This window comes from Bradyrhizobium prioriisuperbiae (genome assembly GCF_032397745.1).
GTDB classification, from domain to species: domain Bacteria; phylum Pseudomonadota; class Alphaproteobacteria; order Rhizobiales; family Xanthobacteraceae; genus Bradyrhizobium_A; species Bradyrhizobium_A prioriisuperbiae.
Genome location: NZ_CP135921.1, coordinates 1,116,846 through 1,139,947, shown reverse-complemented (window position 1 = coordinate 1,139,947; position 23,102 = coordinate 1,116,846). Strand labels below are relative to the sequence as shown.

General features: G+C 63.4%; 21 protein-coding genes. 15 read left to right on the top strand and 6 right to left on the bottom strand.

From position 1 onward, the window contains the following. Window positions 1–21 precede the first annotated feature (21 nt). Complete coding sequence (locus RS897_RS05255) at window positions 22–681, bottom strand: DUF6498-containing protein (RefSeq protein ID WP_315835534.1); 660 nt, start codon at window positions 679–681, stop codon at window positions 22–24. Between the two features lie 273 nt (window positions 682–954). Here RS897_RS05255 and RS897_RS05250 point away from each other — a divergent pair, with 273 nt between their 5' ends. Continuing rightward, window positions 955–1,947, top strand: a complete 993-nt coding sequence (locus tag RS897_RS05250) for a Na+-dependent transporter (RefSeq protein ID WP_315835533.1) — start codon at window positions 955–957, stop codon at window positions 1,945–1,947. On the opposite strand, the gene RS897_RS05245 is transcribed toward RS897_RS05250, so the two are convergent. Next, window positions 1,884–2,507, bottom strand: coding sequence for a ribosomal maturation YjgA family protein (locus RS897_RS05245; protein WP_315835532.1), 624 nt, complete (start codon window positions 2,505–2,507; stop codon window positions 1,884–1,886). The two genes, RS897_RS05250 and RS897_RS05245, sit on opposite strands and share 64 nt — an antisense overlap. Continuing rightward, window positions 2,497–3,432: a DUF817 domain-containing protein gene (locus tag RS897_RS05240; protein ID WP_315835531.1), complete on the bottom strand. Its 936-nt coding sequence runs from the start codon at window positions 3,430–3,432 to the stop codon at window positions 2,497–2,499. The genes RS897_RS05245 and RS897_RS05240 overlap by 11 nt, the downstream gene beginning before the upstream one ends. A gap of 355 nt (window positions 3,433–3,787) precedes the next feature. Here RS897_RS05240 and tolQ point away from each other — a divergent pair, with 355 nt between their 5' ends. The 11 genes from tolQ (at window position 3,788) to ftsH (ending at window position 17,691) form a co-directional block, all read left to right on the top strand. After that, on the top strand, window positions 3,788–4,501 hold the full coding sequence (tolQ, locus tag RS897_RS05235; RefSeq protein ID WP_315835530.1) for a protein TolQ: 714 nt from the start codon (window positions 3,788–3,790) through the stop codon (window positions 4,499–4,501). Window positions 4,502–4,578: 77 nt separating this feature from the next. Next, entirely contained in the window at window positions 4,579–5,037 is a 459-nt protein-coding gene (gene tolR, locus RS897_RS05230; protein ID WP_315835529.1) for a protein TolR, read from the top strand. A gap of 16 nt (window positions 5,038–5,053) precedes the next feature. After that, window positions 5,054–5,992 (top strand): protein TolA, encoded by a 939-nt coding sequence (locus tag RS897_RS05225; RefSeq protein WP_315838530.1) that lies wholly within the window; start codon window positions 5,054–5,056, stop codon window positions 5,990–5,992. 57 nt (window positions 5,993–6,049) lie between these two features. Then, window positions 6,050–7,363 (top strand): Tol-Pal system beta propeller repeat protein TolB, encoded by a 1,314-nt coding sequence (tolB, locus tag RS897_RS05220; RefSeq protein WP_407654531.1) that lies wholly within the window; start codon window positions 6,050–6,052, stop codon window positions 7,361–7,363. A gap of 191 nt (window positions 7,364–7,554) precedes the next feature. After that, complete coding sequence (locus RS897_RS05215) at window positions 7,555–9,888, top strand: putative bifunctional diguanylate cyclase/phosphodiesterase (RefSeq protein WP_315835527.1); 2,334 nt, start codon at window positions 7,555–7,557, stop codon at window positions 9,886–9,888. Window positions 9,889–10,145: 257 nt separating this feature from the next. Beyond that, a complete protein-coding gene (locus tag RS897_RS05210) occupies window positions 10,146–10,829 on the top strand; it encodes an N-acyl amino acid synthase FeeM domain-containing protein (protein WP_315835526.1) in 684 nt (227 codons plus the stop codon). Between the two features lie 224 nt (window positions 10,830–11,053). Further along, complete coding sequence (locus tag RS897_RS05205; protein ID WP_315835525.1) at window positions 11,054–12,379, top strand: dicarboxylate/amino acid:cation symporter; 1,326 nt, start codon at window positions 11,054–11,056, stop codon at window positions 12,377–12,379. Window positions 12,380–12,732: 353 nt separating this feature from the next. Further along, window positions 12,733–13,242 carry a peptidoglycan-associated lipoprotein Pal gene (gene pal, locus RS897_RS05200; RefSeq protein WP_315835524.1) on the top strand — a complete coding sequence of 170 codons (510 nt, stop codon included), beginning with the start codon at window positions 12,733–12,735 and terminating at the stop codon, window positions 13,240–13,242. A gap of 153 nt (window positions 13,243–13,395) precedes the next feature. Beyond that, window positions 13,396–14,406, top strand: coding sequence for a tol-pal system protein YbgF (gene ybgF / locus RS897_RS05195; protein ID WP_315835523.1), 1,011 nt, complete (start codon window positions 13,396–13,398; stop codon window positions 14,404–14,406). Window positions 14,407–14,446: 40 nt separating this feature from the next. Next, window positions 14,447–15,499, top strand: a complete 1,053-nt coding sequence (gene tilS / locus RS897_RS05190) for a tRNA lysidine(34) synthetase TilS (RefSeq protein WP_315835522.1) — start codon at window positions 14,447–14,449, stop codon at window positions 15,497–15,499. Between the two features lie 269 nt (window positions 15,500–15,768). Next, window positions 15,769–17,691 (top strand): ATP-dependent zinc metalloprotease FtsH, encoded by a 1,923-nt coding sequence (gene ftsH, locus RS897_RS05185; protein ID WP_315835521.1) that lies wholly within the window; start codon window positions 15,769–15,771, stop codon window positions 17,689–17,691. 70 nt (window positions 17,692–17,761) lie between these two features. On the opposite strand, the gene RS897_RS05180 is transcribed toward ftsH, so the two are convergent. Beyond that, window positions 17,762–19,222: an amidase gene (locus RS897_RS05180; protein WP_315838529.1), complete on the bottom strand. Its 1,461-nt coding sequence runs from the start codon at window positions 19,220–19,222 to the stop codon at window positions 17,762–17,764. A 407-nt stretch (window positions 19,223–19,629) separates the two neighbouring features. On the opposite strand from RS897_RS05180, the gene RS897_RS05175 reads away from it, so the two are divergent. Beyond that, window positions 19,630–20,361: an AzlC family ABC transporter permease gene (locus RS897_RS05175; protein WP_315835520.1), complete on the top strand. Its 732-nt coding sequence runs from the start codon at window positions 19,630–19,632 to the stop codon at window positions 20,359–20,361. After that, a complete protein-coding gene (locus RS897_RS05170; protein ID WP_315835519.1) occupies window positions 20,354–20,671 on the top strand; it encodes an AzlD family protein in 318 nt (105 codons plus the stop codon). The genes RS897_RS05175 and RS897_RS05170 overlap by 8 nt, the downstream gene beginning before the upstream one ends. Here RS897_RS05170 and RS897_RS05165 read toward each other — a convergent pair. After that, on the bottom strand, window positions 20,668–21,696 hold the full coding sequence (locus RS897_RS05165; RefSeq protein ID WP_315835518.1) for a hypothetical protein: 1,029 nt from the start codon (window positions 21,694–21,696) through the stop codon (window positions 20,668–20,670). The two genes, RS897_RS05170 and RS897_RS05165, sit on opposite strands and share 4 nt — an antisense overlap. A 181-nt stretch (window positions 21,697–21,877) precedes the next feature. On the opposite strand from RS897_RS05165, the gene RS897_RS05160 reads away from it, so the two are divergent. Further along, a complete protein-coding gene (locus RS897_RS05160) occupies window positions 21,878–22,573 on the top strand; it encodes a TetR/AcrR family transcriptional regulator (RefSeq protein ID WP_315835517.1) in 696 nt (231 codons plus the stop codon). 162 nt (window positions 22,574–22,735) lie between these two features. Here RS897_RS05160 and RS897_RS05155 read toward each other — a convergent pair whose 3' ends face one another. Further along, window positions 22,736–23,089 (bottom strand): c-type cytochrome, encoded by a 354-nt coding sequence (locus tag RS897_RS05155; RefSeq protein WP_407654530.1) that lies wholly within the window; start codon window positions 23,087–23,089, stop codon window positions 22,736–22,738. Window positions 23,090–23,102 lie beyond the last annotated feature (13 nt).

Here is a 23,102-nt window from a genome sequence, read left to right as displayed (position 1 = left end):
CGCGCCGCGCTCGCGGCGTTTTCAGCGCCTGCGCCGCCTTTCCAGATGGATATCGAGGGCGGTCTTCAGCAGCACCAGCACCACCAGCGGCGCGGCGCTGCCGATCTGCATCGCCACGAGACCGCCCCCAATGATCGCGACATGCATCAGCATGATGCGCTGGTAGAAGCCACCGACAATGGCATCGGTGCCGGTGGGCTGTGGCTGCGGGCGACGGAACACGAAGCGGTTGACGACATCGTTCACGAACACCGCGCCGCGCGCGACAAACAGCGCAAGCAAAGGCAGCCACAGCCCCTTGCCGATCACGATCAGGCGGATGAAATCGCGGGCGTCATGGAGCTGCGCCTTCCAGGCACCGGAGAACAGTGCCCACAGGAAGACCATGTGCGCCGACATGAAGATGCCGGCATGCACCATAAAGAAGCCGGCGAGCCCGACGGCGGAGAGCAGGCTTCGCCCCGCCCCGGTGCTGCCCGCCTGCGAGAAGGCGAGGATTCGCAGGATCATCCAGAAGCCGAAAACAGCGGTTTCCAGCCAGTACAGGCTGAGCAGCACGAAAGCATCCCAGTCCCACCACAGGATTCCGGCGATCGGAACGAGATTGGAGGCAATCAGGATCGCGACCGGCAGCAGACCGGCTCGGGTTTCGCGCTGATCGGCTGTGGGGACGATGGACATGCGGTGGCCTGCGATGGGTCGCGAACAGCCTAGCCCGAACCGGGGCATGATGCCCATGCCGGGGAGGACATTGTCATCGCACTGCTGCGATGGCATACCGATCCGCATGACGTATCGTGCAGCCTTCACATCGTGGTGGCGCTCCTGTCCGGAGCGGCACATCGTCATGTCCTGAGACGACCGTTGCCGCCGGAAGGCGGCCCGGTCGACGATCACCTCATCGCGAGACCCGATCACCATCTTCCCCTTGCGGCGGCTGAAGAGGAATCGTCCATGCCGTCCATCGCGCCCCGCATCAGCGCATCCCGTATCGGCCTGTTGCCCGTGAGGCTGCTCGCCTGGATCGGCCGCCAGGGCGCGCGCGCGATCGCGGCGCTGGTGTTCATCGGTCTCGCCGTTCCGCCGCTGGGCGCGATCCTGAAACCCTATGTGACCCCTGCGGTCTTCATCCTGTTGTGCATCTCCTTCATGCGGCTCGATGCCGATGCCATGCGCGGCTATCTGAAGCGCCCCGGATTGGTCATAGCCGCAACCGTCTGGACCACCATCGTGGTGCCGATGATCGCGGGCCTGATCTCGGTCGGCACGGGATTCAACACCCTCTCGCCAGGTCTTTTTCTTGGGGTGATGCTGCAGATGGTGGCCTCGCCGATGATGGCGGCGCCCGCGCTTGCCGCGCTGATGGGCTTCGATGCGACCCTGGTGCTGGTCACACTGGTGACCGGCACGGCGCTGATACCGCTGACCGCGCCGATATTCGCCCACGTTTTTTTCGACGGCGCGCTGACGCTGTCGCCACTGGCGCTGGGCGGCAAGCTGCTGGCGATCCTGGGCGGGGCGCTTCTGGTGGCGGCGCTGGTCCGATGGCTGGCTGGCGCGGCGGCGATCGCGCGTCACAAGCAGCCGATCGACGGCCTTAATATTCTGGTGCTGCTGGTGTTCGTCTCAGGCGTGATGGAGAACGTCGCCGCCACCTTTTGGGCGGAGCCGCTGAAGATGCTCGGCCTCACGCTGTTGGCCTTTGCGGTGTTCCTGGTTCTGCTTGGGCTCACGGTCCTGGTGTTCCGTGGTTTGGGTCGTCCCAAGGCGATGGCGCTGGGATTGATGGTCTGCCAGCGCAACATGGGTCTGATGATGGCGGCCACCGATGGCGCCCTGCCGGGCCTGACCTGGCTGTATTTTGCGCTCAGCCAGTTCCCGATCTATCTCTCGCCGCTGCTGCTCAAGCCGCTTGTGGGACGGGGCGTCGACACTGATCGCTCGTGACCCCGTGGCGGTCGACGCCTGGAAGTCATCAACCGGTCGATGCCCATGGCGATGGCGATGCCAGCCAGGTAACACACGATATCCCACCAGGAGAAAAACCGGCCGATCAGCAGCACGCCGAACGTGGTGCGGCGAAACGCGTCGAGCCAGCCGAAGTGCACAAGCTGGCTGAATTCCGTGGCGATGGCGATCAAAGCGGTGATCGCGGTCCTGCGGAGCAGCGGTTGTATCGGGATCAGGCTGGCGACGGCGACATAGACCATCGCGCCCCAGATCACCGAGCCGGAAGACTTTGCGACGACCGGCGGCAAGCCCAACACGGGCGCACGCGAGAGAAGCCCTGCGCCTATCAAAAGGCAGCACACCAGCAGGTAGATCGTGCGGCTAGTGCCCCGCATCCGAAGTTCGTGATACATCGCAGCACTCTCTGACACGAACTTCGGATGCATCAGGGGCACTAGCAAATCTATGATTCTAGTACCGCTTTTCGATCTGAAGTCCCTGGGACGAGTTTGCGGCAAGTGGTGCAGGGACTTCAGATCGGCGGTACTAGGCTTCATTCAAGCGCTTGTCCTGTCGCGGCACAGAGGGAACGGAGGCTTCGTTCGCCTCAAAGCGCTGCGGGGGATTGATCAGCGCCACCATGGCATAACTGATGATCTGCAGCAGAAACCACGATCCCAATTTGCCGAAGGACACCGGCGACAAGACCTGCATCTGGTTTGGATAGACCCAGGTCCGGGTGAAGGTGCCGATATTTTCTGACAGCCAGATAAAAACCGCGACCAGCAAAAAGCCGAGCAACAGCGGCATGGTCCGATAGCTGCGCCAGACTTTGAAATAGATGCGGGTGCGCGCAAACAGCAGGATAGTTGCTGCGAACAGCCCGATCCGGATGTCTGGCAGATAGTGATGAGAGAAGAAATTGACGTAGATCGCGAGACTCAGCACGACGAGAGCCCATTGCGGCGGATGGTTGCTGAACCTGAAATCGAACAGGCGCCACACGCGGCAGAGATAGCTGCCGATACAGGAGTACATGAAGCCGGTGAACAGCGGCACGCCGCCGATACGAAGAAGGCTGGGCTCCGGATAGACCCAGGAACCGACCGAGGTCTTGAACAGCTCCATCACCGTGCCGGTGACGTGGTAGAGCAGAATGATCTTGGCCTCGTCGAGCGTCTCCAATCGGCTGGCCAGGAGAATGACCTGAACGAGCAGGGCGCTCAGGAACAGGAAGTCGTAGCGCGCCAACGGCAGCCAGTCGGGATAGGCGTACCGCGTTCCGATCAGGAGCATCACCATGATACCGCCGAACAGGCAGGCCCAAGCCTGTTTCAGGCCGAACCGAAGGAACTCATAGAGAAAAGCGGAGATGGGGGTGCGGGCCATCCGTGCGGCAAGCCGGCGCTCCCCGGCAATAAAGCGCGCAATCGGGGGCCATTGGCTGGCGGCGGACGCCGGCTGATCCGTCGGGATGTTCAATGAAACGTCGCTGTCTGATGACGGGCGGGAGGGGCTGGCCGGACTTTAAGGCCTTGGCGGGGATGGTCAAACCGTCGCATTTCGGTGCCACGGTAACCTCGCATTAACCACGATGAGCGTCTGGTTAGGGGGCGGAAATCGTGCCGACAGCCCTTGTTTTGACATGTTGCCGGGGACATTGGGGGCAAGCTCCGGGATGGGCTTTTCCCATGCGACATGAATGACTTGGTGAAGAGGCCCGGCGTGCGGGCTTTGCAGCCCGAGTTGGCGTCAGGTGTGATCGTCGCAATCGACCGGCATTGCGGGCCGGTCCGGAGATGAAATTCGCTGTGGACCAATTGAAGGGATATTGCCGATGAATCCAGCCGACGTCGCACAGTCGGCTCTGCCGATGGCCTCGGCCGACGTGTCGTTGATCGCTCTGTTCTGGCAGGCTCACTGGATCGTGAAAGGCGTCATGCTGGGGCTTCTGGCGTGTTCCGTCTGGGTTTGGGCGATCGCGATCGACAAAGTTTTTCTGTTTGCGCGCACCAAGCGGGCGATGGATCGTTTCGAGCAGGCGTTCTGGTCGGGGCAGTCGATCGAGGAGCTTTACCGCGGCCTCTCCGCCAAGCCGACCCATTCGATGGCAGCGCTGTTCGTGGCGGCGATGCGCGAGTGGAAACGCTCGTTCGAAAGCCAGGCCAAGTCGTTCGCCGGCCTGCAGATGCGGATCGAAAAGGTCATGGACGTATCGATCGCCCGCGAGGTCGAGCGGCTGGAACGGCGGCTGCTGGTGCTGGCGACGGTCGGCTCCGCGGGGCCGTTTGTCGGCCTGTTTGGAACCGTCTGGGGCATCATGTCGAGCTTCCAATCGATCGCTGCCTCCAAGAACACGTCGCTGGCGGTGGTGGCGCCCGGTATCGCGGAGGCGCTGTTCGCTACCGCAATCGGCCTTATCGCTGCCATCCCGGCGACTATTTTCTACAATAAGTTCTCGTCCGAGGTGAACAAGCAGGCCCAGCGCCTGGAGGGGTTCGCCGACGAATTCTCTGCGATTCTGTCACGACAGATCGATGAACGTGCATGAGATTGTGCGTGGTTGGGGAATCCGTACGAAGGGTGCCGGGGTGGTCCGGGATGGGTGTTTCCAGAGGTAGCCGCTAGATGGGGATGGGCGCAGCAGGTGCGGGTGGAGGCGGACGGCGGCGTGGTCGCGGTCACCGTCGCGCCAATGTCATGGCCGAAATCAACGTCACCCCGATGGTCGACGTGATGCTGGTGCTGCTGATCATCTTCATGGTGTCGGCGCCGCTGCTCACTGTGGGCGTGCCGCTCGACCTGCCGCAGACCCAGGCCAAGAGCCTCGACAACGACAAGGAGCCGCTGACGCTGTCGGTGAATCTGAAGGGCGAGGTGTTCCTGAACGACACCGCAATTCCGATCGACGAGCTGGTGCCCAAATTGAAGGCGGTTACCGACGCCCGCAACGGCCTGGACGAGCGTATATTCGTGCGCGGCGACCGCAAGGTCGACTACGGGACGGTCATGAAAGTGATGGGGCGGCTGTCGGCGGCGGGCTTCAAGCGCGTGGCGCTGGTGACAGAGGTCGAGCAGGGGACCTGACGTGAAGATCGGCAAGATCGAGATCGACAAGACGCTGCTGGCCTCGGTGGGCTTGCATCTGCTTGTGCTCGGTTGGGGCGTCGTGTCGTTCTCGACGCGGTCGCTCGAGGCGGCTCCGACCGAGTCGATGCCGGTTGACATCATCTCCGCCGATCAATTGTCCAAGATCACCGCCGGCACCAAGTCCGGCAAGAAGGAAAACCCGAAACCGCTGGTCGAGAAGGTCGCCGACGCCACGCCACTGGACGATCAGGTCGGCAAGATCGACGACAAGAAACAAGTGGTGACGGCAACAGCTCCAGAACCGCCACCCAAGCCGGTGGAAAAGCCGGTCGAGAAAAAGCCCGACCCGCCGAAGCAGGCGGAGAAGAAGGACGAGCCGAAGCCGGTCGAGCAGAAGAAGCCGGAGCCGAAGGTCGATCCGATCGCGGAAGCTCTCAAGAAGGACACCAGCAAGAAGCCTCCGCCGCCGAAGCCTGAGGCCAAGGCGGCTCCCCCGCAGCCGCCGCAACCGAAACAGGACTACAAGTTCGACCAGACCAAGATCGCCGCCCTCATCGACAAGCGCGATCCGTCGCGCCAGTCCATCACCGGTGCGACGCTGAATGCGTCCGCGTCGCTCGGCACGGCGCGCGGTACGGCGCAGACCCTGTCGCAGTCCGAGATGGACGCGATGCGGGCGCGGCTGGCGAGCCTCTGGAATATCCAGCCTGGCACCGAGAAACCCGAGGAACTGTTCGTGACGGTGCGGATTCGCTTGACGCCGGATCGCAGGCTCGCCGGTCCGCCGGAAGTGGTGTCTCACGGCAATTCGCCGCGCTACCAGGCGGCCGCGGATGCCGCTGTGCGGGCGGTGTTGCAGGGCCAGCCGTACAACATGTTGCGTGACCAGACTTACGAACAATGGAAATTCATGGACATCGATTTTGATCCGAAAACGATGTTTCGAAGCTAATTTTTGACTGGAATGAGCTGACGAATGCCGACGACGTTTTCCTCGATGCCCGCCCTGATGCTTTCGCGACGAGATGTTTTGATGGGCGGCGCCGGTGCCGCGGCGGGCCTGTTGCTGCCGCGCTTTGCGCAGGCGCAGACAAAGCTGCAAGTTCAGCAAGGACAGATCGCACCGTTGGTGATCGCGATCCCGAACTTCGTTGCCGGCTCGCCGTCGGACGGCGAGGTGGGCGCGGGGGTCTCCCAGGTCATCACCAACAATCTGCGGCGCAGCGGATTGTTCGCGCCGATCGACCAGGCGGCGTTCATCGAGAAAATCTCGAACATCGATGCCGCGCCGCAATTCCAGAGCTGGCGCACCATCAATGCGCAGGCGCTGGTGACCGGCCGCATGACCAAGCAGCCCGACGGGCGGCTGAAGGCCGAGTTTCGGCTGTGGGATGTGGTGTCGGGCCAGCAGCTGACCGGCCAGCAGTACTTTACCTCGCCGGAATACTGGCGCCGCATCGCTCACATCATCTCGGACCAGATCTATGAGCGGCTGACCGGCGACAAGGGTTATTTCGACAGCCGCGTGGTGTTCATCGACGAGACCGGGCCGAAGGAGCGCCGCGTCAAGCGACTGTCGGTGATGGATCAGGACGGCGGCAATGTACGTTATCTGACCAATGGCAAGGACCTGGTGCTGACGCCGCGGTTTTCGCCGTCGACCCAGGAAATCACCTATATGGAGTTCGGCCAGGGCGATCCGCGGGTTTATCTCCGCAACGTCGAAACCGGTCAGAGCGAAATCGTCGGCAATTTTCCCGGCATGTCGTTCGCGCCGCGCTTTTCGCCGGACGGCCAGCGCATCATCATGAGCCTGCAGCAGGGCGGCAATTCCAACCTGTTCGTAATGGACCTGCGCTCCAAATCGACGACGCGGCTCACCGATACCCCGGCCATCGACACCTCGCCGTCCTATTCGCCGGATGCCGCGCGCATCTGTTTCGAATCCGATCGCGGCGGCAAGCAGCAGATTTACGTCATGCCGGCGACCGGTGGCGCGGCACAGCGCATCTCGTTCGGCGAGGGCAGCTATTCGACGCCGGTGTGGTCGCCGCGTGGCGATTACATTGCGTTTACCAAGCAGGGCGGCGGCCAATTCTCCATCGGCATCATGAAGCCGGACGGCAGCGGGGAGCGTCTGCTGACGTCGGGCTATCATAATGAGGGGCCGACGTTCGCGCCCAACGGCCGCGTTGTGATGTTTTTCCGCGATCAGGGCGCCGGCCCCTCGCTGTTTACGGTCGGCATCGACGGGCGCAACGAACTGAAGCTGCCCACCCCCGGTTTTGCCTCCGATCCGGCCTGGTCGCCGCTGCTATCGTAAACAGAATTGGCAAAATCGAGTCCGATCGGACCATTCCGGCACGACCATGCCGGCCCATATTGCTGTTATTCTGGGCATTTCCCGAGGCGTCCGGTAACGTGAATACCTCTCGGTAACGATATTCCCTCAGGAATGCTTCATGAGCTGCGGCTAAGACTGGACGCGTCGACACCCGTAAACGACGCGAACCCATGCAACTGGCCGAACTCAAAAACGTGCCGAGCGAAAAGACGCTGACGCCCGCGATCTATGCGGCGTTGGTCGATTCGCTATTCCAGAATTCGGTCGCGATGTTCGCCGGCGCGCTGTGCGCAGCCATCGCGGCGGTGATGACGGCCTACAAGACCGGCAACAACCTGCTCTGGCCCTGCGCGCTCCTGATCATCGCGATCGGGACGGTCCGTGCCTTCGAGATGCACAAATACGCGCAGCGGCAAGTCCCGCTGGATGCGCTGGAAGCGGAAAAATGGGAGAGCCGCTACCAGATCGGCGCCGGGCTCTATGCCAGCGCGCTCGGCATCTGGTGCCTGGTGGTTCTGCTCGGCAGCGACGATCCCGTGGCCCACATGCTCTGCACCGCGGTCACCGTCGCCTATACGGCGGCGGGATCGGGCCGTAATTATGGACGCCCCGGCATCGCGCAGTTGCAGATCATCCTGGCCTGCGGGCCGATGTCGCTCGCGCTGCTGCTGCACGGCGATATCTATTATGTCGGGTTTGCGTTCCTGAACCTGCTGTTTTTCGTCGGGCTTCGCCGCATCACGCTCAGTCTGCAGCAGGTCTATGTGAAGGCGCTGGTCGCCAGCGAACGCGTCACCTCGATCGCCGAGCAGTTCGATACGGCGCTCAACAACATGCCGAATGGCCTGTGCATGTTCGGCGCGGACGGACGGCTCGCCGTCATGAACAATTGTTTCACCGACATGCTCCGGGTGTCGAGCGACCTGGTGCATCGTGGCGCCACCGTACGCGAGGTTGCGGCGGCGTGCGTCATCGCCAAGACGCTGTCGGCGCCCAGCGCCAATGCCATCGTCGCCGAAATCGAGGGTTTCCGGGCGGCGAACATCACCACTTTCGACCCTGGCACGACCCCGGAGCGTGCGCTGGAATGGACATTTCAGCCGATGACCGGTGGCGGAACGGTGGCGCTGGTTGAGGACATCACCGAGCGGCGCAGCGCGGAAGCCAAGATCAATCACATGGCGCGCTTCGACGAATTGACCGGGTTGCCCAACCGGCTGAATTTTCGCAATGAAATTCAGCGCATGCTTTCGGCCTCGACCGGCCCGGCGCTGTCGGCGCTGCTATTCGTCGATCTCGATCAGTTCAAGCAGGTCAATGATACGCTCGGACATCCCTGCGGCGACCGGCTGTTGTGCACGGTGGCCGATCGGCTGCGCGAGATGCTGCGGCCGGAGGATTTCGTCGCCCGGTTCGGCGGTGACGAGTTCGTGGTGTTTCAGCACAAGATCAAATCGATCGAGGATGCGGCCACGCTGGCCCGCCGGGTGGTCAACCGCCTGAGCGAGCGTTACGAGATCGATCACCATTTGGTCGAGATCGGCGCCAGCATCGGCATCGCGACAACCTCGTCCAGCGGCGCGAATGTCGACGTGCTTCTGAAAAACGCCGACATGGCGCTCTATCGCGCCAAGGGCGACGGCCGCGGCACGTTCTGTTTCTTCCGTGAGGAAATGGCGCAGACGGTGGAGACCCGCCGCACCCTGGAGCTCGAACTGCGCAACGCGCTCGCCAATGAAGAGTTCGAGCTGTACTATCAGCCGCTGGTCAACCTCAAGTCGGGGCGGATCTCGACCTGCGAGGCGCTGCTGCGCTGGAACCATCCGGAGCGCGGCTTCGTGCCGCCGTCCGATATCATTCCGGTGGCCGAAGACATGGGCCTGATCGTCGATCTCGGCCGCTGGATCCTGCGCAAGGCCTGCATGGAGTGCATGCAGTGGCCGTCCGCGGTCAGCGTCGCCGTCAATTTCTCGCCACAGCAATTCCATCGTCGCGATGTCTTGAGCGATATCCGCTACGCCCTCGAAGTCTCGGGGCTGCCCGCCCACCGGCTCGAGATCGAGATCACCGAGTCCTCACTGCTGCGCAACACGCAGTGGACGCTGGATGTGCTGGCGCAGCTGCGCGCCGCCGGCGTGCGCATCTCGCTGGACGATTTCGGAACCGGGTATTCGAGCCTCAGCTATCTCAACAATTTCCCGCTGCAGAAGGTCAAGATCGACCGTTCGTTCCTGGAGGGAATCGACAAGGATCGCCCGCTGACGCTGTTGCGCGGCGTGGCGCGGCTCAGTGCGGATCTTGGCATGGCCGTCGTGGTGGAAGGCGTCGAGACCAACGACCAGCTCGAGCTGATCGGCATCGAGGGAACCATCACCGAGGCCCAGGGCTACTTGTTCAGCCCACCCGTTCCGGCACATCAGATTCGCCAGTTGCTGAATGCCTCTCACGGACGCCGCCTCAAGGAGGTTCGATCGGCAGGTGAGACGACACGGTCGCTGGCCTGACGATTCCTCTTTGATTTCCGGGCTTCAGGCCGGTCCGCAGCTGAGACCGGAACGATCTCAGCCATTGGTCGACCCGCGTGGGTTAACCCTAAACACTAACCCTAAACGAACGGGGCCTTTGCAGGTGCGTTAATAAACCGTTAACATTTTACCCGTTCCGGCTGAAAGCTCGCATGGTGCGGGATGCAATTGCAGGTGGTGCCGTCGTGCACGCGAATACAAATCCCCAACAACGTCATCTGGATATCCTGAATCACGTGGACTACCGGCTTGCCGAAACAGACGCGGACAAAGAGGAAATCTATCAGCTGCGCTATCGTGCCTATCTGAACGAAGGTGCGATCGAACCCCGGGCCGATGCCAGATTGACCGACCGCTTTGATGATCTCAGGAATTCCTGGATCTTCGGTATTTACGTCGACGGCGTTCTCGCCAGCTCCATTCGGATCAGCGTGGCGACGCCGGATAATCCGCTCACGCCGGCCGTCGATGCTTTTGCCGATCTGCTGGAGCCGGAATTGGCCAAGGGGAAAATCATCGTCGATCCGAACCGGTTCGTCGCCGATCCCGTTCGCGCCAAGCGTTTTCCCGAATTGCCATATGTGACAGTTCGTCTTGGCTATGTGGCCTGCGCCTATTTCGAGGCCGATATCGGCACGGCGACCGTGCGCAGGGAGCATCAGGCGTTCTATCGCCGGGTCTTCCTGCAGAATGCGCTGTGCGCGCCGCGGCGCTATCCGACCCTGACCAAACCGCTCAGCCTGATGGCGGCCGATTATGCGGTCGTGCGCGAGAGGATCTTCGAGCGCTATCCCTATTTCCGGTCGACCTTCTTTGAGCGGCGCATGCTGTTCGAGCGCCGCCTCGAGCCGGCGACCGAAGCGATCATGCAGCTCTCCGAGCCTGCGATGGGCGATGCGTCCCTCGCGCCGCGCTCCTGAAGCCCGTATCCTTCGGCCACGGTCCTCGCGAGATGGCCTGGACACCGTTCCGAGGTCGGGCAAGATCGCGCGAGTGTCCCGAATCCGAAATTTGCATCACTCAATCGCAGCTTCGGAGCGAACTTCGGATTCGACCAGCACACCGGACCGGGTGCGGTTGACGCCGTCGATGGCACAGGGCTTGCTTCGAATGGTCTGAAAATTCGAAACGGAGTGCGCGTGACATGACCACCGCAGACATTGCCATCCCGCCGCTGTCGGCGAAACCCGCTCCGCTTTACAAGTCGTTGTTTCTGCAGGTTCTTGTCGCGTTGCTGCTGGGCATCGTGATCGGCATGGCATGGCCGGATGTCGCGATCGGTCTAAAGTTCTTCAGCGATGGCTTCCTGAAGCTGATTTCGATGATCGTGTCGCCGATCGTGTTCTGCGTCGTGGTGCATGGCATCGCCGGTACCGGCGATCTGAAGAAAGTCGGCCGGGTCGGGGTGAAGGCGCTGGTCTATTTCGAGGTCATGACAACAGTGGCGCTCGCGCTCGGCATTCTTCTCGCTTATGTGTTCGGCCCCGGCCACGGGATGAACATCGACACCTCGACCCTCGACCCCAAGGCGCTCAACACCTATGCCGATAATGCCCACAAGCTGCAGGGCGGCGGTCTGAGCGCTTTCATCCTCAACATCATTCCGTCCACCTCGTTCGATGCGCTGGCGCGTAACGACGTGCTCCAGGTGTTGTTCTTCGCGGTGCTGTTCGGCGTTGCCCTGTCGCTGGTGGGCGAAAAGGGCGAGCCGGTCGGACGGGTGATCGAAGCGGCATCGAGCGTGCTGTTCAAGGCAATGGGACTGATCGTGCGTCTGGCACCGCTCGGCGTGCTCGGGGCGGTGGCTTACACAGTCGGCCGCTACGGCGTCGGATCGCTCAAGCAGCTCGTCTCGCTGGTCATGTTGTTCTATGTCGCGGTCGCGTTCTTCGTGCTGATCGTGCTCGGTGCCGTGATGCGGCTGGCCGGTCTCAGCATCTTCAAGTTCCTCGGCTATCTGCGCGAGGAGTTGACCATCGTGCTGGCGACGGCGTCGTCGGACGCGGTGTTGCCGCAGGTGATGCGCAAGCTGGAGGCCATGGGCGTCAAGCAGTCGGTGGTCGGCCTGGTGATCCCGACCGGCTATTCCTTCAACCTCGACGCGTTTTCGATGTATTTGACTCTGGCGGTGGTCTTCATCGCACAGGCCACCAACACGCCGCTGTCGACCGGCGATCTGCTGCTGGTGCTGGCGATCTCGCTGGTCACCTCGAAGGGCGCCCATGGCGTGCCCGGCTCGGCCATCGTCATTCTTGCGGCGACACTGAATGCCGTTCCCACCATTCCGGCCATCGGCCTTGTGCTGGTGCTGTCGGTCGACTGGTTCATCGGCATGGCCCGGGCCGTCGGCAACCTGATCGGGAACTGCGTCGCCACCGTCGTCATCGCGGCCTGGGAAAAAGATCTCGACCGCGACAAGGCAATCAAGGTGTTGAACGGGGACATCGCCGTCGATCTGACGGCGTCCTGAATCTCAAATCTCAGGACTTTTCGGCCTTGCCGCGCAAGTTCCGGCCGATTTGATGTGCGCCTGATCGGCCACATGTCGCGATTTCCTGCGTCCACGCGACGGGGCTTCACCGTCGCGCCATATTTGCCACCCATTAACCATTCCAGTTGCTTTACGCCGATTCAGGGCATTTGAACGGGTCCGGCAAGGTCTCATCAAGGTTGACGGAACGTTCGTTTAACCATCGCCCTGTAGACCGGTCTCACGAGTTCGAAGTTCGCTTGCGTGTGGCGTTGCTGCCGCAAGTGCGCCTTGAAATAAGGACTGAATCGCCGCAGGGCGGTGTTGTAGAACGCGAGCGTGGAGGCTCCGGAATGATGAATCAGATGCGTATCCTCCAGGGATTCAATGGATTGAAGCTGGCCGCCGTACTGGTCGTGGCGCTGTCGATGGGCGCCTGCGCCAACAAGAATGGCATGAACGGCGCCGACGGCGGTGCCATGGCGGGCGCGGCTACCCCGGGCAGCCAGCAAGACTTCGTGGTCAATGTCGGCGACCGCGTGTTCTTCGAAAGCGACCAGACCGAGCTGTCGCCGCAGGCGATCGCGACCCTCGACAAGCAGGCGCAGTGGCTGCAGTCCTACAATCGTTATGCCTTCACCATCGAAGGCCATGCGGATGAACGCGGTACCCGCGAATACAACATTGCGCTCGGTGCGCGTCGCGCCCAGTCGGTTCGCACCTATCTCGCCTCGCGCGGCATCGATCCGAGCCGGATGCGCACGATCTCCTACGGCAAGGAGCGCCCTGTGGCGGTGTGTAACGACATCTCCTGCTGGTCGCAGAACCGCCGTGCGGTCACCGTGCTGAACGCCGGCTCGTAAACGATTCCAGATCGAGAGACTGTGATTGCTGCCGGCGCCCAAGGGGCGCCGGTTTTGTGTCTGATGGTCTCAGACCCTTTGTAAAAGCCACATTTTCGGCGTAGTGCATGCCTCAATAAACGGCTGCGACTGAACCTTATTGATCAGGCAAAAATGTCATTCAAATTTCATACGCTGGCCGCCACCTTGATGGTGATCATGGCGGCTATCGCGCTGCCCGTTCATGCCGTTGCGCAGATGTCGGGACAGATGTCCGACGACGACAACGATCCGCAGCGGGTCGAGCGTCTGGAAAACCAGATCCGCCAACTCACGGGACAAAACGAAGAGTTGCAGTACCGCAACCGCCAGCTGGAAGAGCAGATCAGGCAGTTGCAGGCCGGGCAGGGCCAGCCAGCCGCGCCTGGCGTTGCCGCCAATCAGCCGGTCGCGCAGCCCCCGCAGCAAACCTATCAACAACCGCCCCAGCAGCAGACCTATCAACAGCAACCGTATCCGCAACAGACCTACCAGCCGCCGCCGCCAATCCAGCAGTCGGCGGCTCCGGTCAGGCAGGGCGGCCGGCGCAACGATGCGTTCGATCCGAACCAGAATCCGAACGCGCCGGGCGCGCCGCGGGCGCTGGGCGGCGGCCAGTTGCCGATCGATCCCAATGCCCAGGTTGCTGCCCCACCGATCGGTGCACCGGGCGGGCGCGGGGCGGGCGAGCCGCTCGATCTCGCCAACACTGCTCCGGGTGGCGCGGCTGCGCCGGGCGGATTGACCACTCTGCCGCCGGGAGCGACGCCGAAGGACGAGTTTGATCTCGGCATCGGTTATATCCAGCGCAAGGATTATGCGCTGGCGGAAGAAACCATGCGCAATTTCGTGCAGAAGTATCCGAGCGACCGGCTGATGGCCGATGCGCAGTACTGGCTGGGCGAAAGCATGTTCCAGCGGCAGCGCTATCGCGACGCCGCGGAATCCTTCCTGAACGTCACGACCAAGTTCGAAACCTCGGCGAAGGCCCCGGATGCCCTGCTGCGGCTCGGGCAGTCGCTCGCCGCGCTTAAGGAAAAGGAAGCCGCCTGTGCGGCGCTGGGCGAAGTCGCGCGCAAGTATCCCCGTGCGTCGGCCGGGGTGAAGCAAGGCGTCGATCGCGAACAGAAACGCGTGAAGTGCTAGACTGATCCGGAAAGGCGATTAGCGACTTTCCGGGATAGCCATGGTTCGAGACGATTCGACGCCGATCACCGCCACTGAGGCCAGACAGCTTTTCGCCGACCTCAGGGATCTCCCAGCGATCGTCCTTGCCGTTTCCGGCGGCCCGGACTCGGTTGCCCTGATGGTTTTGGCCGCACGCTGGCGCAAGGCGATCAGGCGCGGGCCGAAGCTGATTGTCGTGACGGTCGATCACGGCCTGCGCCACGAAGCCGCGGCTGAGGCGCGCGCAGTCAAGATCCTGGCGACGTCGCTCGGTCTGGCGCATCACACCCTGCGCTGGCGCGGCGCCAAACCGGATACCGGTGTGCCGTCGGCGGCGCGCGATGCGCGCTACCGGCTGCTGGCGCGACTGGCGCGCGACCATGACACCGTGCATGTGCTGACCGCACACACCCGCGACGACCAGGCCGAGACCGTGCTGATGCGGTTGTCGCGGGGCAGTGGCCTCGTGGGGCTTGCAGCGATGGCGCGGCAGTCGGAGCGCAACGGTGTGACGCTGGTGCGGCCCTTGCTCGATGTCCCCAAGGCGCGTCTTTTAGCTACCCTCGACAAGGCGAAGATCGCCTATGCGACCGATCCGACCAACCATGACACTGCCTTCACGCGGCCGCGGCTGCGTGCACTGATGCCTGTGCTCGCCCGGGAGGGCTGCGATGCGCGCAATCTGGCGCGGCTGGCCTCACGTCTGGCGCGCGCCAATGTGGCGCTCGAGGCTCTCACCGACGCGGCCGAGCGCGCGCTGGTCCAGGTGGATCGCAAGTCGCAGCGATCCGAATTCGATGCCGAAGGCTTTTTCACGACGCCCGAGGAGATTCGTGTCCGCCTGCTGATGCGGGCGATCGATCGGGCGGGTCATGAAGGCCCGGCCGAACTGGGCAAGACCGAAGCGCTGCTGAGTGCCCTGACCGCGGCACGCACCGCCGGTAAAATGATGGCTCCCGTCAGGCAGACCCTTGCCGGCGCGATTGTCAGTTTGGCCCGGAATCTGATTGTCGTGAGCGCCGCGCCGCCGCGCCGGCCGGTCCAAACCGCAAAATCCGGTGGCAAACCTTAACCACAGGTGGGACGGACACCCCATTCGCCCTTATTTCACCTGGAATAGCGGTAGAATGCGCTAAATAGTCCCAAGTGGTTCCCTTGGCAGTAGCCGGGCGGGCACCTAGATTGTATCCCTGTAGCGGGTGCTCCGAATTCGGGGAACTTTTGCCCAGCGCACGAGGCAGGAAACTGATAAGTCGGCGAGAGCCTCGGCGGAATGCGTCGACGACCCAAGCTTTTTGAAGGACATACGGTTGCGGTCCGCGCAGCCACGAAGGAATCCGAATGAACGCCAATCTGCGCAACTTCGCCCTCTGGGTCATCATCGTCTTGCTGCTGTTGGCACTCTTCACGCTGTTCCAGAATCCGGGTCAACGCGCCTCGTCGCAGGACATCTCGTTCTCGCAGCTGCTGTCGGAAGTCGACCAGAGTCACGTCCGTGACGTGGTGATCCAGGGCCAGGAAATTCATGGCACCTTCACCAATGGCGGCAGCTTCCAGACCTATGCGCCGAACGACCCGAGCCTGGTGAAGCGTCTGTATGACGGCAAGGTCTCGATCACCGCGCGCCCGCCCGGCGACAACGTGCCGTGGTTCGTGGGGCTGCTGGTGTCGTGGCTGCCGTTCATCGCCCTGATCGGCGTGTGGATCTTCCTCTCCCGGCAGATGCAGGGCGGCGCCGGCAAGGCGATGGGCTTCGGCAAGTCGCGCGCCAAGATGCTGACCGAGGCGCACGGCCGCGTCACCTTCGAGGACGTCGCCGGCGTCGACGAGGCCAAGCAGGATCTGCAGGAGATCGTCGAATTCCTGCGCGACCCCGGCAAGTTCCAGCGGCTCGGCGGCCGGATCCCGCGCGGCCTGCTGCTGGTCGGTCCTCCCGGCACCGGTAAGACCCTGATCGCGCGTGCGGTCGCGGGCGAAGCCAATGTGCCGTTCTTCACCATCTCCGGTTCGGACTTCGTCGAAATGTTCGTCGGTGTCGGCGCCTCGCGCGTTCGCGACATGTTCGAGCAGGCGAAGAAGAATGCGCCCTGCATCATCTTCATCGACGAAATCGATGCGGTGGGTCGTCATCGCGGCGCCGGTCTCGGCGGCGGCAATGACGAGCGCGAGCAGACCCTGAACCAGTTGCTGGTCGAGATGGACGGCTTCGAGGCCAACGAAGGCGTTATCCTGATCGCCGCCACCAACCGTCCCGACGTGCTCGATCCGGCGCTGCTGCGTCCGGGCCGTTTCGACCGCCAGGTCATCGTGCCGAACCCGGACGTGGTGGGACGCGAGCAGATCCTGAAGGTGCATGTCCGCAAGGTGCCGCTGGCGCCGGATATCAACCTGAAGACCATCGCGCGCGGCACCCCCGGCTTCTCGGGCGCCGACCTGATGAACCTGGTCAACGAAGCCGCTTTGATGGCTGCCCGGCGCAACAAGCGCATGGTGACCCAGAGCGAGTTCGAGGACGCCAAGGACAAGGTGATGATGGGCGCCGAGCGCAAGTCGCTCGTCATGACCGAAGAAGAGAAGATGCTGACCGCCTACCACGAGGGCGGCCACGCCATCGTGGCGCTCAACGTCAAGGCGACCGATCCGGTGCACAAGGCCACCATCATTCCGCGCGGACGTGCGCTCGGCATGGTGATGCAGCTGCCGGAGCGCGACAAGCTGTCGATGTCGCTGGAGCAGATGACCTCGCGGCTCGCCATCATGATGGGCGGCCGCGTGGCGGAAGAGCTGATCTTCGGCAAGGAAAAGGTGACCTCCGGTGCCGCCTCCGACATCGAGCAGGCCACCCGGTTGGCCCGCATGATGGTGACCCGCTGGGGCCTGTCCGACGAACTCGGCACGGTGTCCTACGGCGAGAACCAGGACGAGGTGTTCCTCGGCATGTCGGTGTCGCGCACCCAGAACGTCTCGGAAGCCACCGCCCAGAAGATCGACGTCGAAATCCGCCGGCTGGTCGAGGACGGTTACAAGGAAGCCACTGAGATCCTGACCACCAAGCGCGACGCGCTCGAAGCTCTCGCCAAGGGCCTGCTCGAGTTCGAGACGCTGTCGGGCGACGAGATCATCGACCTGCTCAACGGCAAGAAGCCGAATCGGGAATCGGTGCTCGAGCCGACCGGTCCGCGCACCTCGGCCGTGCCGCCTGCCGGCAAGCCGCGTCCGCGTCCGGAGCCGGATATCGGCACCGAGCCGCAACCGCAGGCCTAACACTTCAAAACAGTCAAAACCGCCCGACGCACCCCGCGCCAGGCGGTTTTTCTTTTGGGCTCTCGACGCCTCAGGCAAAGCCCGGTGGTGCGGTGAACCCGCCGAACTCCTGCTCGATCAGTTCGGCGAAACGGAGGGGCGTGCGGTCCTCGAGATAGGGACCGATGATCTGCATGCCGATCGGCAGTCCCTCGGGCGAATGCCCGATCGGGACGGCGGTGGACGGCAGCCCGTTCAAGGTCGCCAGCCCCGGCCAGACAAGCTGATCCTGATAGGGATGCGGCGTGCCATCGATCTGGATCGTCCGGGTGCGCTGGTCCGGTGAATGGTCGTGCGGGAAAGCCGGCGTCGGCATCACGGGACACAGCACCACGTCGAACTCGCGGAACAGGGCGCGCCATTGCGCGCTGAGGCCGGTGCGGACGCGGTCCGCCTGGATCCAGTCGCGGTGGCTGGCGACGAGGCCGCGCCCGCGCCACGCCGCCGGCGTATCGGTGCCGGCAGGAATGCCGGCGACGGCCGACTGAATGCTGGTGTAGACGTTTGGCGGCACGTCGGCGCCGAAGATCGACATCAGCAGCGTCATGTAGGTTTGCGCCATCAGGCGGAGGTTCGGCAGCAGCGTGCTCTGGCGGGCCACCTTGGCGCCGGCCTTGTCGAGCCCCTCGGCGATCCGATCAAGCGCGGTGCGGACGCTCGCTGCCGTCGGCAGCAGCGGGTGGGTGTCGATCACCAGAACGCGAAAGCCCTTGAGCGTCTCGGCGCGCGGCGGTTGCAGCGCGAGCTTGTAGGCCGTTGCCTCGACCGTGTCCGGACCGGCCAGCAGATCGACGGCATCGGTCAGGTCGCGGGCGCTGCGCGCCATCGGGCCAACTACGGCGAGATCAATATTCACGGGCAGCGCGGGCGCGCGCGGCGGCACCTGGCCGCGCCCGGGCAGCAGGGTCTGCGACGGCTTGTGGGCATAGATCCCGCAAAAATGCGCCGGCACCCGCAGCGACCCGCCGATGTCCGAGCCGAGCGCCAGCGCGACATAGCCCGCCGCCAGCGCCGCCGCCGAACCACCGGACGATCCGCCCGGTGTCCGCGCCGGGTCCCAGGGATTGTTCGTGGTGCCGTAGATGTCGTTGTAGGACTGCCAGTCGGCGAGGGTGACCGGCACGTTGGTCTTGCCGACCACGATGGCGCCGGCGGCCTTCAGCCGTGTCACCAGCACCGCGTCTTCCTGTGGGATGAAATCCTTGGCCCACGGAAAGCCCCATGTGGTCGGCAGGCCGGCGACATTGAAGGACTCTTTGATCGCGACCGGGACCCCCAGCAACGGCTTGCGGTCACCTCGCGCCAGCGCGGCGTCGGCCTCCTTCGCCGCCGTGCGCGCGCGTTCGAAGTCCCGCGCCACGATGGCGTTGACCTTGCCGTCGAATTTGTCGATCCGGCTGAGGCTCAGTTCGAGCAGTTCGCTTGCCGAGATGGTTTTGGCCTGCAGTGCGGCCACCTGATCGCGTACCGTCGCAAATTCAAGTCCGTGCATGGGGTCTCCCGGTTGGGTGTTGGTCGTCTGCTGGCCGGCGGCTGGGCCGGCAAAACTGGCGACTGCGGCGGCGGCTGCTACGATGATCTGACGTCTGTTGGTGTCGATGGGCACGGCCGTCCTCCCGATAGTCTGCCATCGTCAGTTGCGACGGCATTGAGCAGGTTCTGTAGGACATCAAGATATCAATGCGTGGTTGATCCAGCTTGTGCTGATATCGCTTCAACTTCGCGCCAAGCGTGGCCCCATGTACTCCTGTCGCGCAAATCTGCCTCGTGCGCAATCTCCCGGATGACGGTCGTCGCCCGGCATGAAACGTCGATGCGGAAATGCAGGGCGGCCGCCCGCGGCAAGCCGTTGACTGATCGGTCCTCCCGCTTCATTCACGGGCTGGATAATCCGATCTCATGCAGCCTTCACCTCATCTCCAGCCTCATCATGTGCATCGCGTCTACTGGTCGCGCGACGGCATCATTCCCGGCATTTATGCCATCGCGCCGATGCTGCCGGGCACGCTTGCCTTCGGTCTGGCGTTCGGTGCGCTCTGCGCCCAGAAGAACTTTACGCTGGCCGAGGTCGAGGTGATGATGGCCATCGTCTATGGCGGCCTCTCGCAGTTCGTGGCGGTGCAGTCCTGGCCCGACACGCTGACGGTCTCGACCATCGCGACGCTGGCGCTGCTCACCACCACCGTCAACATCCGCTTCGCGCTGATGAGCGCCAGCCTGCGGCCGTGGTTCGGCACGTTGCCGGCATGGCAGGCCTATTCGTCGATGCTGCTGGTCACCGATGGTGGCTGGCTCGCCGCCACGCGGTATCGCGAGCATGGCGGCGCCAATGCCTGGTATTTCGTCGGCGGCGGCATCGTCCTCTACATGGTGTGGCTGGTCTCCTCGATCCCGGGGTTCCTGCTCGCCGGCCAGCTCGCCGATCCAAAAAAATACGGCGTCGATCTGGTGATGCCGGCGTTCTATGCCGCGATGCTGGTGCCGGCCTGGAAAGGTCCGCGGCGTGCGATCCCCTGGGTGATTGCCGGGACCGTCGCACTGACGGTGCATTGGCTCGTGCCGGGCTATTGGTTCATCATCTCCGGTGCAATCGCCGGCAGCGTCAGCGCGGGGCTGATGGCCGATGAGTGACATGCTGCGTTCGGACGTGATGATCGCCTTCGCGGTGATGATGGTGGTGACGGTGGCTTCGCGTGCCGGTGGATACTGGCTGATGGGTTACATCACCATCACCCCGCGGGTTCGCCGCATGCTGGAGGCGTTGCCGGGGTCGATCATCGTCGCGGCCGCGCTGCCGGTCGCGGTCAATGGCGGCGCGGTGGTGATGTTCGCGATCGTCGCGGCCATGATCGTCACCATCGTCCGTCGCAACGATTTCATTGCGGTGTTCACCGGCATGGCGGTGGCCGCACTGGCGCGCGCACTCGGCTTCAGCGGCTAAAATCCGCAGTCGGCCTCGGGCGCCTGTCTCAGCTTGAAGATCTTGTCGTCGACTCCGACCTTGGCCTTCAGCATCGCCGTCATCGCGCCACGGCGGTCGCGCAGCATGATGTCATTGTCGCCGGCGCGCGTCAGATAGAACTCGTGCGCGCCGTCATGGTCGGTGTCGCTGGTGCACAGATACGTGTAGCCGTCCGGATAGCAGTGCGCCGACTTCTCCCGCCTGTCACCATTGCGCAGTTCGATCCGGAAGCTCAGTCGATAGGACGGTGCGTTGTCGGCATCGGTGGCGGTTTTCAGCACCGCCACGCGCCTGATCTGCTGCTGCGGATAGCTCGTCAGATGTGCGGTGTCGTAGCTTTTCGTGAAGCACAACGCGCCGGTTGCAGCGAGCCGCTGCCGGATCGGCGCGCCGCGCGCCGCATAGGCCGGCCGTTGCGTATCGCGGATGGCGATGCAGGCCGCCAGCGGCTGCGGGCTCAGCCGGAATTGCTTGTCGTCCACACCAGGACGCACGTCCTCGCGTTTGTTGTCGTCTTCCTCGCTGGAGCCGCAGCCACCGACCACCACAAAGCCCTCATTGGCGAGATCGAGACTTTCGCCGGCGCTCTTCAGTCGAAAGCTGCCGCCATCGCAGTCGATCGCACAGGACACCCCGCCGCTGTCGCTTTTGCTGCAGGAGAAGCTGTTGGAGTAAACGCCCTTGCGGTCGCGCAAGCGGACATAGGCATTGATACCGATGCGGCCATCGACGCCGTCGTTCTCCCGCAACGAGTCCGGGCTGTCCGGCTCGAATTCGGAATTGGTGTCGGGCGTGAAGTCGCGAAACAGATAGAGACTGGTCACGCGTTGTTTGGGATGGCTCGCAAGATGGTTCGCATCATAGTCGCGGCCGAAACACGCCTGCTGTCCGATCGGCATCTGTGTCGGCAGCGGCGACGATTTCTCATCAGCATGGGCCGGGATGGCGAAGGCGCACATCAAGGTCGCCAGCACGGCTGCAGAAGGGACGGCAATCAGCTTCATGTCGGATCTTTTCGCTTCCGGAAATGTTCGTCTCTCTGGTCGCCAGTTGTTGCGACCTGCACTGCAGTCAGTTCAGCAGCCGTTTCCGTTCAATCCAAATCGACTTATGTTGCAGTGCGAACCGACCATCTTGTCACCCGTCCTGAATTGGTGTTCAGTTTTAGAAGGGACAAGACACTCAATGGTTTATCGCCGCACTCATCAGGTCGTGCGTCGCCTCGCGGCGCGTCGGCATGCCATCCTCAATGCAGCCCGCGACGCGGCCTCCGAAGGCGGAATGGCCGCGGTGCAGATTGCGCCTGTCGCCACCCGCGCCAATGTCGCGGCGGGCACGGTTTATCGCTATTTCCCGTCCAAAGCCGACCTGATCTCCGAATTGATCGCCGACGTCTCGCACGACGAATTGACCGCGATCCGCCGGGCGGCCGATGCGGCGCCCGGTCCGTCGTCGGCGCTGGCAGCGGCGGTGACCACGATTGCCGTCCATGTGGTGTCGCACCGCAAGCTGGCTTGGGGCATTCTGGCCGAGCCGGTGGACGTCGATGTCAGCGAATCACGTCTCGCCAGCCGGCGGTCGATCGCCGCCGAGATCAAACTGAGGATCGACGCCGCCGTGCGCGCCGGACATTTGCCGGCCCAGGACACCGAATTGGCGGCGACCTCGCTGCTCGGCGCCCTGCACGAGGCGCTGGTTGGCCCTCTGGCGCCCACCGACCTGGATGACCGGACACGGCTTCGCGACGTGGTGCAGACCGTCACGCTGCTCGCCCTGCGTGCCGTGGGCGTGATGGATGCCCGGGCGCGGGGACTGGTGGTTCAGGCCGTGTTGCCGGCCCAGGCGACGCTGCCGACCAAGACCACGGTGCTGGCCGGCTGAAGCGGCGGGACGTCGCGCCAGGGCGGTCGCGCTGTCTGTCTTCAAAACCGTCTGTCTTTAAAATTGGTGATAGTCGCGCCGTTTTCCGACGCTCAGCGGCAGGCCTGAGCCTGCCAATGGGGCGGCATGCAATGGGTCGACGTGCAATGGGTCGACGTGGCCCTATTTCTTTTTGCCATCCGCTCCGAACTGGGCGAGGTAGGCCCACAGGTCGGCCGTTTCCTTCTCGTTCTTGATGCCGGCGAAGGCCATCTTGGTGCCCGGGATCTTGGCGCGGGGGTCCTTGATGTACTCCTTGAAGGTGGCCTCATCCCAGGTGATGCCGGATTTCTTGTTGGCGTCCGAATAGGAATAGCCCTCGGCTGCGCCCGACTTGCGGCCGTTCAGCCCGTTCAGCTCCGGTCCGACCTTGTTTTTTGCGCCCTCGCCGATGGCGTGGCACGGCGCGCATTTCTTGAATGAGGTTTCGCCTGCGGCGACGTCCTGTGCCTTCGCAGTCCCGCCGGATACGGTCATGACGATGGCCAGA

Excerpts from the sequence above, each read along its gene's own strand:
- RS897_RS05255 (WP_315835534.1), bottom strand. The coding sequence starts at position 681 with ATGTCCATCGTCCCCACAGCCGATCAGCGCGAAACCCGAGCCGGTCTG.
- RS897_RS05250 (WP_315835533.1), top strand. The coding sequence starts at position 955 with ATGCCGTCCATCGCGCCCCGCATCAGCGCATCCCGTATCGGCCTGTTG.
- RS897_RS05245 (WP_315835532.1), bottom strand. The coding sequence starts at position 2,507 with ATGAAGCCTAGTACCGCCGATCTGAAGTCCCTGCACCACTTGCCGCAA.
- tolQ (WP_315835530.1), top strand. The coding sequence starts at position 3,788 with ATGAATCCAGCCGACGTCGCACAGTCGGCTCTGCCGATGGCCTCGGCC.
- tolR (WP_315835529.1), top strand. The coding sequence starts at position 4,579 with ATGGGGATGGGCGCAGCAGGTGCGGGTGGAGGCGGACGGCGGCGTGGT.
- tolB (WP_407654531.1), top strand. The coding sequence starts at position 6,050 with ATGCTTTCGCGACGAGATGTTTTGATGGGCGGCGCCGGTGCCGCGGCG.
- RS897_RS05215 (WP_315835527.1), top strand. The coding sequence starts at position 7,555 with ATGCAACTGGCCGAACTCAAAAACGTGCCGAGCGAAAAGACGCTGACG.
- RS897_RS05205 (WP_315835525.1), top strand. The coding sequence starts at position 11,054 with ATGACCACCGCAGACATTGCCATCCCGCCGCTGTCGGCGAAACCCGCT.
- pal (WP_315835524.1), top strand. The coding sequence starts at position 12,733 with ATGATGAATCAGATGCGTATCCTCCAGGGATTCAATGGATTGAAGCTG.
- ybgF (WP_315835523.1), top strand. The coding sequence starts at position 13,396 with ATGTCATTCAAATTTCATACGCTGGCCGCCACCTTGATGGTGATCATG.
- tilS (WP_315835522.1), top strand. The coding sequence starts at position 14,447 with ATGGTTCGAGACGATTCGACGCCGATCACCGCCACTGAGGCCAGACAG.
- ftsH (WP_315835521.1), top strand. The coding sequence starts at position 15,769 with ATGAACGCCAATCTGCGCAACTTCGCCCTCTGGGTCATCATCGTCTTG.
- RS897_RS05180 (WP_315838529.1), bottom strand. The coding sequence starts at position 19,222 with ATGCACGGACTTGAATTTGCGACGGTACGCGATCAGGTGGCCGCACTG.
- RS897_RS05175 (WP_315835520.1), top strand. The coding sequence starts at position 19,630 with ATGCAGCCTTCACCTCATCTCCAGCCTCATCATGTGCATCGCGTCTAC.
- RS897_RS05170 (WP_315835519.1), top strand. The coding sequence starts at position 20,354 with ATGAGTGACATGCTGCGTTCGGACGTGATGATCGCCTTCGCGGTGATG.
- RS897_RS05165 (WP_315835518.1), bottom strand. The coding sequence starts at position 21,696 with ATGAAGCTGATTGCCGTCCCTTCTGCAGCCGTGCTGGCGACCTTGATG.
- RS897_RS05160 (WP_315835517.1), top strand. The coding sequence starts at position 21,878 with ATGGTTTATCGCCGCACTCATCAGGTCGTGCGTCGCCTCGCGGCGCGT.
- RS897_RS05155 (WP_407654530.1), bottom strand. The coding sequence starts at position 23,089 with ATGACCGTATCCGGCGGGACTGCGAAGGCACAGGACGTCGCCGCAGGC.